Here is a 13,549-nt window from a genome sequence, read left to right as displayed (position 1 = left end):
CGGTGGAGGGGTGTCCCCGCTGAAGAGGCGTACGCCACACCAGCGTCGACACCCCCCCGTCGCGCTGCGCGCGCCACCTCCCCTTGCAGAGGAGGATCGCTTGATTACCCCTTCGGCTCGGCGATCACGATGATCGACAGCCCCGGCGGCATCGGCAACCGACCGAGCAAATGCCGCTCCAGCCCGAAGATCGTCTCGAACGCCTTGTTGAGCACGGCCGGCGGCGGCGAATCGTCGCTGTCGTCCTTGCCCATCAGCTTGCCGGCGAAGCGCGCCGCCACCGCCACCGGGAACAGCAGCGAGTTGAACCAGCGCAGCTTGCGCCACTTCAGCCCCGCTTTCTCCAGCGCGGCAAGCAGCGTGGCCTTGGAATAGCGACGCTTGTGGTGGTTCACCGTATCGTGCGCACTCCACATCCATTGATGGGCAGGCACGGTGATCAGGATCTTGCCGCCGGGCTTCAGCACCCGCGCCATCGCCTTCAGCGCGCCGACATCGTCTTCGATATGCTCGACCACGTCGAGCACCGCGACCAGATCGTAGCTGCCGGGCGCAACGCCGGTAAGGTCCGGCAATGGCGACGAACCAACCGGCTTGCCCAGCCGTTCGCTGGCGATCTCGCGGGCTGCCGGATCGATCTCGATCGCGTCGACCTCGCCGAACGCGCCGAGCATCGGCAGATTGTGCCCGGTGCCGCAGCCGATCTCCAGGATCTTGGCGTCGTTCGGCACCGCGCCGTAGCGCGCCAGATAGTCGGCGAGGATGTCGCGGCGAGCGCGGTACCACCAATGGGTGGAGTCATGCGCCGCCATGCGGTCGTAAACGATACGGTCCATTCAGCCGAAAACCCACAAGCGATTGAGTGCGAAGGTCGCGAAAGGCGTGACGAGCACCGCCGGCACCAGCGGCCACCAGGTGGGCCCATGGACCCAGGGGCCGGTGAGCAGCCAGGTGAAGCCGGCGTTGAGCAGCATGCCCGTTGCCTGCACGACGAAGAATTTCAGTTTCAGCGCCGCATTTTCCTCGGCGCCGTGCCCCTGGAAGCTCCAGCGGCTGTGCATGAAATAGCCGAACACCACCGCCACCAAGAAGCCCGCCACGGAAGCGAGCACCGGGTTGATGACATAGGTGGCGAGCGGCCAGTAGACGGCGGCATAGACCACCGTCGAGAGCCCGCCGACGATGACGAAGCGGATCAGCTGGCCCAGCACCCCGCTGGCCCGCATTGCTTCAACTCGCTGTAGTACCGCCGTCATCTCGCTTGCCCTCTGACCGGGGCTCGCCCTAATGCGCGGCAGCATCCGAGGAAAGCGATTTTGACGGCCAACATCCAGCGGCTTTTCCGCCTTCGAGACGAATTCGACCGCCACTGGCTGCTCTGGACGCTGGTCGCCTGGGCTTGCGTGACGGTGTGGTTCCTGGTCCAGCGCCAGGGCAATATCTACTGGCTGACCCTCGGCGATACCGACGACAACATGCGGCTGATGCAGGTCCGCGCGCTGCTGGCGGGCCAGGGCTGGTACGATCTGCGCCAGTACCGGATGGATCCGGCGCTGGGCGGATTCGACATCCACTGGTCGCGGATCGTCGACCTGCCGATCGCCGGGCTGATCCTGCTGCTCAAGCCCTTTGTCGGCATGGCCACGGCGGAGAAATGGGCGTGCGGGCTGGCACCCCTGCTGCCGCTGTCGATCACGATGACCGGGCTGGCGCTCACCGTACGGCGGCTCGTCTCGCCCTTCGCCTGGCCGATCGCGCTGGTGCTGCTGGTGACCGTGTGCACCACGACGCTGCCGATGTATGCGCCGCTGCGGATCGACCATCATGGCTGGCAGCTCGCCGCGCTGGCGATGACCGTTGCCGGCATCGCCGACTCGAAGGGCGCGCGCGGCGGTGCGGTGGTCGGGCTGGCCAGCGCCTTCTCGCTGTCGATCGGACTGGAGCTGCTGCCCTTCTGCGCGATGGCCGGCGCCATCCTCGCGCTGCGCTGGGTTTGGGATGCGGCCGAGCGGCCCCGGCTGATGGTCTATGGCCTTACGCTTGGCGGCGGCTCGGCGATCGGCTTCGCGGCCTTCGCCTCCTATGCCAACCAGGCGATGCGTTGCGACGCGCTGACCCCGGTATGGCTGAGCGTGCTGGTCGCCGCGGGCGCGCTGCTGGTGGCACTGACGCTGGCCAACCCCGCCTCGCGCTGGGTGCGGCTGGGGCTGGCGGTGGCTGCCGGCGGACTGATCGTCGCGGGCTTCGTCCACTTCTTCCCGCAATGCCTCGGCCGGCCCGAGCAGGTTTCGGACGAGCTCTACAAGACCTGGCTGTCGAACGTCCGCGAGGCGCGGCCGATCTACCGCCACCCGGCGGACGTCGCAGTTCCGGTCGCGATCGTCGCAGGGCTCGGACTGCTCGGCGCGCTACTCGCGGTGTGGAACGCGCGGCGCAGCCCCAAGCTGGTCGGCTGGGTCGCGATCGCGCTGTTCACCGCCTTCGCCGCCGGCATGCTGCTGTGGCAGATGCGCGCGGCGCCGGGGGCGCAGCTGCTCGCGGTGCCCGGTATCACGGCGCTGATCTGGATCCTGGTGCCGCTGCTCGTCCAGCGCGGCCCGCTCTGGGTGCGGATCGGCGTGGCGGTGCTCGCCTTTGTGGGGGTCGGCGTGGTCGCCAGCGGCGTGAAGGTGCCCTGGGCGAACAAGACCGCCTCCAGGCCCGGCAGCGACAAGGTGCGCCAGGCGAACATCGCCTGCACCCGCACCTCGCAGCTGCGCACGCTGAACGCGATCCCGGCGGCGACGATGTTCACCCAGGTCGATCTTGGGCCGCGGCTGATCGTGGTGACGCACCACAATGCGGTCGCCGGCCCCTATCACCGCAACGGCCAGGCGATCCTCGACGTCCACCACGCCTTTACCGGCACCGCCGACGGCTTCCGCCCGATCGCCGCGCGCCACAAGGCCGCCTACCTGCTGCTCTGCCCCAACATGGCGGAGACGACCGTGTACCGTTCGCACAACCCGGTCGGCTTCTACGCCCAGCTTGCCAAGGGGCAGGTGCCGGACTGGCTGGAGCCGGTGGCGCTCCCCGATGGCTCGCCCTACAAGCTGTGGAAGATCCGCTACCAGGGGCAGTGACCCCGCGTCCGGATGGACGAACGGGACATGGCGGGGCTACAGCAGCCGCCATGCCCGCAACCCCCGCCTGGCCGCCGCAATCCGCCCCTCGCCTGTTCGTCGATGGCCCGCTCGAACCTGGCCTCCGCCGCATCGACGGCCCGCAGGCGCATTATCTGGGATCGGTGATGCGGCTGAAGCCCGGCGAGGCGGTGAAGCTGTTCGACGGCGAGCATGGCGAATGGCTCGGCATCGCCCGCGATGTCGGCAAGCGCGACCTGACGCTGGAGATCACCGAGCAGCTCCGCCCGCACGAGGCCGTGCCCGACCTGTGGCTTTGCGCCGCGCCGATCAAGAAGGGCCGGATCGACTGGGTGGCCGAGAAAGCCTGCGAGCTGGGCGTGGCGCGCCTCGTCCCCGTCCTCACCCGCCGCACGGTGATCGACCGGCTCAACCTCGATCGCCTGCGCAGCCACATGATCGAGGCGGCCGAGCAATGCGGCCGCACCGCCCTGCCCGAGCTGGTCGAACCGGTGAAGCTCCCCGCGCTGCTCCGCGACTGGCCGGCAGAGCGCGCCCTGTTCTTCGCCGACGAGACCGGCGGCGTACCCGCGCTGGAGGCGATGCGCGCCCGCCCCGGCCCCGCCGCGATCCTGGTCGGGCCGGAGGGCGGATTCGATGCCGAGGAACGCGAATCGATCCGCGCCGTTCCGCAAGCCATCGGCATCGCGCTCGGCCCCCGCATCCTGCGCGCCGAGACCGCGGCGGCGGCGGCGGTGAGCCTGTGGATGGGGGCCGCAGGCGACTGGTAAACCGACCGGTACAAAAATCCGCTGGCGTCGTTTCGTCGGCATCGCTAAGGGCGCGAAAATGAGCACCAAGACCGTTTCGACCAAGACCGCGGCGGTCATCGAGGATCGCGCCCAGCTGGTGGAATATTTCGCCCAGGGCGAGAAGCCGGCGGAGCGCTGGCGCATCGGCACCGAGCATGAGAAGTTCGTCTACTGGATGGACGGCAGCCACCGCGCGCCCAGCTATGAGGAGCGCGGGGGCATCCATGCGCTGCTGATCGGCCTCACCGAATTCGGCTGGAAGCCGATTTATGAGGGCGAGCACGTCATCGCGCTCTCGGGACCCGACGGCGCGATCAGCCTCGAGCCCGCCGGCCAATTCGAGCTTTCCGGTGCGCCGCTGGAAAACCTGCACGACACCTGCGCCGAAACCGGCCGCCACCTCAAGCAGGTCAAGGCCGTGGGCGATCGGCTCGGCATCGGCTTCCTCGGCATGGGTATGTGGCCGGACAAGACCCGCGCCGAGCTGCCGATCATGCCCAAGGGCCGCTACGAGATCATGCTGCGCCACATGCCGCGCGTCGGCACGATGGGGCTCGACATGATGCTGCGCACCTGCACGATCCAGGTGAACCTGGATTATGCCAGCGAAGCCGACATGGCGAAGAAGTTCCGCGTCGGCCTGGCGCTGCAGCCGCTGGCGACCGCGCTGTTCGCCAACTCGCCCTTCACCGAGGGCAAGCCCAACGGCTTCCTTTCGTATCGCAGCCATATCTGGTCGGACACCGATCCGGCGCGCACCGGCATGCTGCCCTTCGTGTTCGAGGACGGCTTCGGCTATGAGCGCTATGCCGATTACGCCCTCGATGTGCCGATGTACTTCGTCTACCGCGACGGCAAATATATCGACGCGGCGGGCCTCAGCTTCCGCGACTTCCTGAAGGGCGAACTGTCGGTCCTGCCTGGCGAGCTGCCGACGATGGACGACTGGGCTGACCATCTCTCCACTGCGTTCCCCGAAGTGCGGATGAAGCAGTTCCTCGAGATGCGCGGCGCCGATGGCGGCCGCTGGGGCCGCATCTGCGCGCTGCCGGCGCTGTGGGTGGGCCTGCTCTACGATTCGGGCGCGCTCGATGCCGCCTGGGATCTGGTGAAGGGCTGGTCGATGGAAGGCCGCGAGGCGTTGCGCAGCGCAGTGCCCAAGCTGGCGCTCGACGCGCCGCTGCCGGGCGGCGGCAAGCTGGCCGACATCGCCGGCGAGGTGCTGGAGATCGCCGGCGCGGGGCTCAAGGCGCGCGGCCGACTCAACGGCTCGGGCGACAACGAGTCCGGCTTCCTCGATCCGCTGCGCGAGATCGTGCGCACCGGCAAGGTGCCCGCGCAGGTGCTGCTCGATCGCTACCATGGCGATTGGCAGGGGGATATCACGCGAGTCTATGGTGAGGCGAAGTTCTGAGGGCGGCCCCGAGGACTATCTGGCCTTCCTGACGCGGAAGGTCGAGCTGGCGCGCGAGTCGATCCGGCGCGGCAATGGCGCGAGCAACGAGGCTGTGGAAGCCAAATTCGCTGCATGTCGGGCTCAAACAAGACTGCGGAAGCCCGAGAGATAAAATGGCTGAAGCTCGAGACGAAGATCCTGACTGGGAAAAGATCGTTGCGAAGATGAGGGAAGCCCGCTCCATGAATCGCGGGTACGCCTCAAATTGGGAGTGGGCGCCAGATCGACAGCTTGCTGAAGCGGGGGTCGTCCAAGCCTTGGCCGACTACCTCACAGAAGCTGAAGGTGCCTCATGGACGTCCATTATACCAATCTCAGACGATCCCCCCGACGCCTTGCTTTCATCAACAGATGGGCGAAGGATTGGAGTCGAGGTAACCGAAATCGTTGATGAGAAGATGGTGAAGTGGCATCGTCACAAGAAGGCCCTTGGTCAGTCATATCCATATCACTGGGCGACTTGGAACAAATCGCTTCTAGAGACAAAGCTGTCTGACAGCGTCACGCGCAAGGACAAGAAGCTTTACTCGAAACGCTCGAATTATGATGAGCTATTTGTTATAGCGTACACCGATGAGCCGATCATCGATATTGATCTAGCACGGCTTACGATCAGCGACTTTTCAGTTGACGTCGACATAATCGACCGCGCGTTTTTGCTTCTGAGCTACACCCCGAATGCGGACGTACTAGAATTTCCGCGCGGGATTCCAGTGTTCCCTATCCCGCTCCGCCGCGCCTGGTGATGACTATCGTTCTTTAGGCCCTCCCGTTTGCGGGAGAGCCTAAAGGTACAATCAGCCCTCAGACGGTCGGCTTGCCGTCCACCCGTGCCGGCACGCCCGCACCGTCGCGCAGGTCCGCCGGCAGCAGCGCTTCCGGCAGGTCCTGGTACGACACCGGGCGCAGATAGCGGTCGATCGCCAGCGTGCCCACCGAGGTGCTGCGGCCGTCCGAGGTCGAGGGGAACGGACCGCCATGGACCATCGCGTCGGTCACTTCGACGCCGGTCGGCCAGCCATTGGCGAGAATGCGGCCGGCCAGGCGTTCCAGCGACGGCAGCAGTTCCTGCGCGATGGCGACATCGCCATCGTCCATGTGCAGCGTCGTGGTCAGCTGGCCTTCGATCAGCGACACCACCTGCTTGAGCTCGTCGACACTGGCGCAGCGCACCAGCAGCGAGGTCGCACCGAAGATCTCCTCGGCATGGCTCGGATCGGCGATGAAGTCCGAACCCTTCATGGTGAACAGCGCCGCGCGACCGCAGGTCGGGCCCTGTGCTTCGACGCCCTGCGCAAGCTGCTGCACGGTCGAGACGCCGGCGAGCTTCGCCACGCCGCTCTCATAGGCCTTGTGGATGTTCGGGGTGAGCATCACCTGCGCGGGCGCACCGAGCATGGCTTCGCTGGCCGCCGCCAGGAAGCGCTCGAGCGCCGGGCCTTCCAGTGCAAGCACCAGGCCCGGATTGGTGCAGAACTGGCCGGCACCCATCGTCACCGAGGCGACATAGCCCTTGCCCAGCGCCTCGGCGCGGGCTTCCAGCGCTGCCGGCAGCAGGAAGACGGGGTTGATGCTGCTCATCTCGGCATAAACGGGGATCGGCACCGGGCGGCTCTGCGCGATGCGAACCAGCGCCAGGCCACCGCCGCGCGAGCCGGTGAAGCCCACGGCGGTGATGCGGGGATCGCGAACCAGTGCTTCGCCGAGCTCGTTGGCGGTGCCGGCGACCATCGAGAACACGCCTGCCGGCATGCCGGTCTTCTCCGCCGCGCGGGTGATCGCGCTGGCAACCAGCTCGGCCGTGCCCGGATGTGCCGGGTGACCCTTCACCACCACCGGGCAGCCGGCGGCGAGTGCCGAGGCGGTGTCACCGCCCGCGGTCGAGAAGGCGAGCGGGAAGTTCGACGCGCCGAACACCGCGACCGGGCCCAGCGGCACCATGCGCAGGCGCAGGTCGGGCTTGGGCAGCGGCGCGCGATCGGGGATCGCATGGTCGATGCGGACGCGGAGATAGTCGCCCAGGCGCAGTTCCTTGGCGAACAGGCGCAGCTGGCCGGCGGTGCGGCCACGCTCGCCCTGCAGGCGGGCCTGCGGCAGGCCGCTTTCCTGCATCGCGCGCTCGATCAGCTCGTCGCCCAGCGCCTCGATCTCCTCGGCGATGGCTTCGAGGAACTTGGCGCGTTCCTCGCGGGAGAGGCCGGAATAGGGCAGGAACGCGGCCTCGGCGGCGGCGCAGGCGGCGTCGACATCTTCCAGCGTCGCGGTGCTGAAGCTGGGCTCGATCTCGCTGCCGGTGGCGGCGGCAACGGCGCGGAAGCCGCTGTCGCGGGCAACACGCTTCGATGCGATGAACAATTCTCCGGTCAGCGCCATGGCGAGATCTCTCCAATAGTCGAGGATGATTCTGAAAATGCAGGTTAGCGGTAACAAGCCGCCCGCGCGACTTAGGGGCCGGGCGCGCGCGGTTCAACCACGGAGTGGCGAACGCGTCAATTGTCGGAGTAAGCCGCGGCAGCGGGTGGCACCGCGCTAATGGAACGCATCTTGCCCCGACGCAGCCTAACCAGAGAAATGAACCGAGCCGTATTGGGGGCTCACTCCTGAAAGGAGGGGTCTATAACGATCGAGTCGACGAACAAGTTCGCACGCGCGTCGGGCGGATGATGCTAACACAAAAAGCATCATCCGTCCGGTCGACGCCATTGGTATCGATCGCAGCGAAGATCGGCTGCCCCGTGCAGATGCCCAACGAATGGGTGAAGAGAGAGGAACACAAAAGAAATTCATGTTCAGTATCGCTCTATGCGCGATCCTTATGCATCGAGTGAAAGGCATCACTGCAATGTCTGCGGAGTTTCTGCGGGAGACCCGTCATTTTTTCGAAACAAGTTGCCACTGCCACGCAGAGACGAATTCTCCACGCGGCAAATATCGAATGGACAATGTTTCAAGGCCTCTTTTGATTTCAAGCGTGAGCAAGCGCGTCTGATCGCCCTGAAGACCGTCCTGCGAGAACGTGTTCAGAATCTCATCGCCGTTGCGTAACCCTGCCTTCGCCGCTTCGGAGCCCGCTATCAACCCTTTCACGATCTTGGGGCGAACGGTGAGCGATGCCGGATCGAAGCCGAGGTCGAAACGACGCAGGGTTCGCCGCACGCGGTGGAATTCCGGCCCAAAGGCGTCGGAGGGTGGCGTAACGGTGCCGCCGGCAAGCATTGCATCGAGATCGGCGATTCCCCGCTCACCCAGTTCCGCCCTGACCAGCGTGCGCCAGAGCGCTTCGTTCATCGGCTTGCCCGCATTGCGAGCGGAGAGCATCGCTCGGACCAGATCGTCGAGGCTACGCCTGCCAGCCGTCGCCTTACGAACCGATGCGTTCAGCGCGGCAAAATAGAGCGAACCGCGATCATAGGGCAACACGCGAATGCGCGTGTCTTTCCAGAACCCCGCCGGGATGTCGGCGTTCGGCACGTTGATCTTGATATTGGTGTAGTAGCGAGCGGCCGTCTGGTTGAGATCGCCAAGAAACGCCTCGGCCGAGATCATCCCGGCCCGATAGGGCAGCAATCGTTGATAATATACCGCTAGCCCCTCCCCGAACCAGGACCGATCGAGACCACCTGCAGCATCCATCGAGTCATCAAGCGAGCGCACCCAGCTATGCAGCATCTCATGGGCAAGCAGCGACTTGAGCTCTTCGGGCCGGGACGTCTGATTGTAGGTGAAGGCAAAGCTGTCGGTCAGCCCGATGCCGCTGCCGGGGTTGCGAACATTGGTGCGGCCGAACACGCCGAAGCTTGGCGGCGTATTGCCGAAGAACATGCCATAATAACGGTGGAGAGCGCCTGCCCAGTCCATCAGCGGCGCCATCGCGAAGGGCGGTGCGCCCTGCCACGCGGCGAAGAAGCCCCCCTCCCCTCGGAAGACGCCCGGTCGGCCGGCCATGTAATAGACCGAATCAAGCCTTGCAGCCGGCAGCGGTTCGCTACTCGTGACGTCGCCGACGCCGAAGCTCGATACCCCGATTCCGCCCGCGCCATAGGCCGCAAAGTCCCAGTGGATGCGCGCGCGCCGAGTGATCTGGTCGGCGGGAACGATGATGAAGGCGTTTCCAGCGGCGGAAAAGCCATCCGCTTCGGTGCGAATTTCATACTGCGGCAGTGCCAGCGGCGGCGCACCGGCATCGATCGGAACACGATAGTGGATCGTCACCGTTCCATCGATCGCACGCGGCGTCTGCCAGATACGCGTACGGTTGGAGCCGTCGTCTTCGATATCCTTGATCGAAGCGGAGATCGTACCTTCACCGTCGGCGATCGAGAGGCCCTGAAGATCCCTGGCGCTCGTCACCACGGTATTTGCGACCAGCGCCAGCCTGAGCAGATCCTCGCCGGCCCGGCGGTGGACATCCTGCGCTACCACGGTCACGTCGAGATATGGGACAGCGTGCGTAGCACTCGGCGCAGCGGGCGCGAGGGTAATCGTGAGCTCAGGCACAGGCTCCGCGCGTTTCGCCGCATTGGCCGCATTGGCCGCATTGGCCGCAGTGGCCGACGCCGGTGCCAGGGTCATGGCGAGCGCCAGCACGGCATTTCGAACGAGCATAACCATGGATTCTCCTCCGCTGCTGCCTCGATCTTACCGGTCTACAGCAGGAAAAGGTCGGCGATTTGCCGTCGCAGCATGGCCGTTCCGCATGATTTATGCGCGCTTCGCGCCATTAGTTCGATGGGAGCGGCAGGCGGTGGGTGCACTTAATCTCGGACAAGGTCGCCACGGACCGGATGTCCTCGACGCCGGGAAGCCGAAGCAGCGTGCGGAAGGTGAAATTCTGATACCATGCCATGCTCGGCGCCAGCACTTTCAGCATCACGTCCATCTCGCCGAACAGCGTATAGGCCTCGGTAATTTCGGGAATGTCGTCGATGGCGCGTTGGAAGCGGTCGCGTGCGTCGTCACTCAGCCGCCCGATCTTCAACTGGGCGAAGATGTACATGCTCTCACCGAACTTTTCCCGATCGAGGATCGCCACTTGAGCCTTTATATAGCCTTCCTCGCGCAGCCGCTGGATCCTGCGCCAGCACGGCGACTGCGATAACCCGACCCGTTCGGCGATCTCGTTGGACGACTCGGAGGCGTCGATCTGCAACCGCTCGAGAATCTTGATGTCCATGCGGTCGAGACCGTCGGCCATATTTATGCGCCTCCCTAACCAGAATTGGATCAGAAATTCGCACAGGCTATGTCAGGGTGCAATCTCCGGCAAGATTTTGCCATGTGCCGGACCTATCCTGCCTCCAGGCTGCTGAAAGGGCCAGTGGTGTGAAGAGAGAGCAGCTGGCGATTTTCGACGGCCAGTATGTCCGCGATCACCTGACCTATCCCGATTGTATCCGCGTCGTCCGCGGCGCAATGGAGGCACTGTCCGCTGGCACTACCCGCCAGCTCCTCCGCACGATGATCCCCCTGGGCTCGGGTCGCACCTTTGCCCAGATGCCCGGAGCGCTCGGCGAGCGCGAGATGTTCGGCGCAAAGATGATCAGCGTCTTCGCCGATCCCCGCTCGCCGGGCCTCCGTAGGCATCGCGGCGTCGTGCTGCTGTTCGAGCCGGACGAAGGCGAGCCGGTCGCGCTCGTCGATGCCGAGGAGGTGACCCATATCCGCACCGCCGCAGCGACGGCGGTGGCCACCGATGCGCTGGCGCGGGCCGATGCCCGCACGCTGCTGATCGTCGGTACCGGGGGCCAGGCGCGCACCCACCTGCATACGCTGCCGCTGGTGCGCGACTTCGATCGTGTGTGGATCTGGGGGCGCGCGTCCGAGAAAGCAGCTGCGCTCGCGGCGGAGTTCGAAGCTCTTGGTGCAGAGGCCGTTCCGGACCTTGCAACCGCCACCGCTGAAGCGGACGTGATCTGCACGCTCACCACCGCAGCCGAGCCGGTGATCCTCGGCGCCTGGGTACGGCCCGGCACCCATGTCAACCTCGTTGGATCCAGCGGCCCGGGGCCTGTCGAAGCCGACAACGCGCTGGTGGCGATGAGCCGGTATATCGCCGATAGCCGCGCCTCCGCGCTCGATGCTGCCGCCGAGTTCCTGGCGGCCAGGCAGGCCGGTCTCGTCACCGACGCGCACATCGTCGCCGAGATCGGGGTGCTGGCGACCGACCGCCCCGGCTTCGCTGCGATGTTGGCAGCGCTCCGCAAGGGCGACACGCTCCACGTTTACGCAGTCGACCGCCTCGGGCGCGATGCCATCGACGTGCAGACCACCGTCCGTGACCTTCTGGCCAAGGGGGTGACCCTGCACGTTCATGGCATCGGGCCCATAGGTGAAGGCGTGGGCGAGATCATCATTGCCGTCCTGGCCCAGATGGCCGCCATGGAGCGCCGGAGGATCGCCGAGCGCACCGAAGCGGGCCGTATGGCAGCCCGGAAGGCACTTGCGGAGACCGGCAGGACGCACCGGGGCAAGGAGAGCCTTGGCCGTCCCTTTGCTGCCGACGCAGGAACCGTGAGGGCTTGGAGGAAGGCTGAAGGGGCTAGCATCACAGCCACTGCTCAGCGCTTCGGCTTGTCCACCGCTACAGTAAAGCGATACTGCGCAGCCGGTTAGAAGCACCTGTTCCCTGTGCCCTGCTTTTTTAGATCAACGACGGCGGTCAGATGATCGATGTACCTTGCTCAAAGAGCGGCAGGTACGCAGCGAGCTTCAACCGGGCGTGTTCGGCAGGAGACTTAGCGATGGTGGCGGGCGAGCGGTCGGCAAGCTTGTTCAAGGACTGACTGACGTCCCATACCTCACGGTCATCGATAAAGAGCAGCCGATCATGGAGCCGCGAGTCTGAAACCCAACGAGCCCGGAGTGGGCGCCTGTCGCCGTACTGCTCCACCCACGCTTGAGCGGTTGGTGTCAAGTCAGGCTTCCGGTTCCGCTCGCCGCCCAGTAGGTCCACCTGGACCCCCTCGGGTATCATTACAGCATATTTGCTGAGCGCTACGCCGGACATGTAAGGGTCGATGATTAACACGCGCTCGGTGGCCTTTTCCATGACCGCCCCCAACGTGGCGAGCGCATCAAGAACGTTCCTGGCAGCAATGAACCCGCCTTGCGCTTGTTCGGGCAGCTTGCGCTCTAGCCTCGCCAGCGTCCGATAGAGAATATTTTCAATAGTCTGGGCGCTCCTGTCAGCCAAAGCGCCGACGAGGCCGTCCGCCGCGACCGTCAAGCTGATTAGGTCGGTGCTATAGCGGTCGGCCTCTTCAATCGCGGCATACAACCTTCCGAGCCACCGCGCGCGCTCGGGAGACGCCACTTTCAAATCCGGCACATCCGAGGCAAGTTGCATCACTCTCGCGTATGTCGCTTCGTCCGTCATATCCGCGTCCTTTCAAGATCGCGCAGTGGGCCATTACCAGCGACCATTTCGCGAGACCCTCCGGCTTTTAGAACCGTCATCCCGAATAGGCGACGCCCCCGCCCCCCAGCTTTCGCCCTACCTCAGCGTGGCACGCAAAACGCCGTTGTGCGTGGCGGACCGTAGATGCGAGTGGAGGAATTTGGGGGTGGAGCAACTTGCTCGCGAACCTTGTCACGGGCTCTCTGACAAGCTGCTCCGCTCTTGTAGTGGACGCGGGTGATAGCCGTACCATCAGAAATCATGAGCGTGTGAGGACCGGAGCCAAGGCGCTCCGGCTTAGGATCAAATTGATCGAACGGATTCGGCGCCGCCTGCCCTAGTATCAGGGCCATCGCGAGCCCGATCACTGTGCATCCTCAGTCGATTCGGTGATTCTCATCATTTCCCCGCCCCTGATTGATGCGCTGTGTGAAAATGTCTGCGCCATCGCGGGAAGGCAAGTTCCGGTAGCGGCAATACGCTTAATCAGTCGCAGCTGTCGATCTGGGTACACATTGGGGGTACACAACGGGGTACAACGCCCCCGTCAGGCCCAGGCAACTCGTTGAATCGTCAACGGTTTTCGGGCGCTGAATGGTATGGCGGAGACGGAGGGATTCGATGTTAGCACATACCGCGCTGATTTTAATCGCTTTCTCCCGAGGAGCCTCTGCATCTACCCTATGTTGTGACCTGCCATATATTATTCGGCGCCGAAGCTTTTCGTTCGAGTTCCGTGCAGAATCCGATCTTCATCAACCCG

The 13,549-nt window shown here is 65.0% G+C and carries 11 protein-coding genes; 5 read left to right on the top strand and 6 right to left on the bottom strand.

Annotation, left to right across the window (positions count from 1 at the left end; genetic code table 11):
* Positions 1-104: 104 nt before the first annotated feature.
* Both ACTJKY_RS08465 and ACTJKY_RS08460 read right to left on the bottom strand, forming a co-directional pair.
* The gene (locus ACTJKY_RS08465; protein ID WP_440845429.1) at positions 105-836 is read right to left on the bottom strand and encodes a class I SAM-dependent methyltransferase; all 732 of its coding nucleotides are present in this window, start codon (positions 834-836) and stop codon (positions 105-107) included.
* Positions 837-1,226: a GtrA family protein gene (locus ACTJKY_RS08460; protein ID WP_440845428.1), complete on the bottom strand. Its 390-nt coding sequence runs from the start codon at positions 1,224-1,226 to the stop codon at positions 837-839.
* A 90-nt stretch (positions 1,227-1,316) separates the two neighbouring features.
* On the opposite strand from ACTJKY_RS08460, the gene ACTJKY_RS08455 reads away from it, so the two are divergent.
* The 4 genes from ACTJKY_RS08455 to ACTJKY_RS08440 all read left to right on the top strand — a co-directional run bounded on the left by ACTJKY_RS08455 (position 1,317) and on the right by ACTJKY_RS08440 (position 6,136).
* Entirely contained in the window at positions 1,317-3,122 is a 1,806-nt protein-coding gene (locus tag ACTJKY_RS08455; RefSeq protein ID WP_440845427.1) for an AcrB/AcrD/AcrF family protein, read from the top strand.
* Between the two features lie 50 nt (positions 3,123-3,172).
* Positions 3,173-3,913 carry a 16S rRNA (uracil(1498)-N(3))-methyltransferase gene (locus tag ACTJKY_RS08450; RefSeq protein ID WP_440845426.1) on the top strand — a complete coding sequence of 247 codons (741 nt, stop codon included), beginning with the start codon at positions 3,173-3,175 and terminating at the stop codon, positions 3,911-3,913.
* Positions 3,914-3,971: 58 nt separating this feature from the next.
* Positions 3,972-5,348, top strand: a complete 1,377-nt coding sequence (locus tag ACTJKY_RS08445; protein WP_440845425.1) for a glutamate--cysteine ligase — start codon at positions 3,972-3,974, stop codon at positions 5,346-5,348.
* 155 nt (positions 5,349-5,503) lie between these two features.
* Entirely contained in the window at positions 5,504-6,136 is a 633-nt protein-coding gene (locus tag ACTJKY_RS08440) for a hypothetical protein (RefSeq protein WP_440845423.1), read from the top strand.
* A gap of 58 nt (positions 6,137-6,194) precedes the next feature.
* On the opposite strand, the gene ACTJKY_RS08435 is transcribed toward ACTJKY_RS08440, so the two are convergent.
* The 3 genes from ACTJKY_RS08435 to ACTJKY_RS08425 form a co-directional block, all read right to left on the bottom strand.
* Positions 6,195-7,763: an aldehyde dehydrogenase (NADP(+)) gene (locus ACTJKY_RS08435; protein WP_440845422.1), complete on the bottom strand. Its 1,569-nt coding sequence runs from the start codon at positions 7,761-7,763 to the stop codon at positions 6,195-6,197.
* Positions 7,764-8,261: 498 nt separating this feature from the next.
* On the bottom strand, positions 8,262-10,001 hold the full coding sequence (locus ACTJKY_RS08430) for a M61 family metallopeptidase (protein WP_440845420.1): 1,740 nt from the start codon (positions 9,999-10,001) through the stop codon (positions 8,262-8,264).
* 109 nt (positions 10,002-10,110) lie between these two features.
* Positions 10,111-10,584 carry an Lrp/AsnC family transcriptional regulator gene (locus tag ACTJKY_RS08425; protein WP_440845418.1) on the bottom strand — a complete coding sequence of 158 codons (474 nt, stop codon included), beginning with the start codon at positions 10,582-10,584 and terminating at the stop codon, positions 10,111-10,113.
* A 128-nt stretch (positions 10,585-10,712) separates the two neighbouring features.
* Between ACTJKY_RS08425 and ACTJKY_RS08420 the strand changes: the two genes are divergently transcribed.
* The gene (locus ACTJKY_RS08420) at positions 10,713-12,002 is read left to right on the top strand and encodes a recombinase family protein (protein ID WP_440845416.1); all 1,290 of its coding nucleotides are present in this window, start codon (positions 10,713-10,715) and stop codon (positions 12,000-12,002) included.
* Between the two features lie 46 nt (positions 12,003-12,048).
* Here the strand turns inward: ACTJKY_RS08420 and ACTJKY_RS08415 are convergent, their stop codons facing one another.
* Positions 12,049-12,765 (bottom strand): hypothetical protein, encoded by a 717-nt coding sequence (locus ACTJKY_RS08415; protein WP_440845414.1) that lies wholly within the window; start codon positions 12,763-12,765, stop codon positions 12,049-12,051.
* Positions 12,766-13,549: the final 784 nt, after the last annotated feature.

Source organism: Sphingomonas sp. 22176, assembly GCF_052045505.1.
GTDB lineage: Bacteria > Pseudomonadota > Alphaproteobacteria > Sphingomonadales > Sphingomonadaceae > Sphingomonas.
The sequence above is the reverse complement of the archived record's forward strand: the minus strand, read 5'-3'. Positions and strand labels throughout refer to the sequence as shown.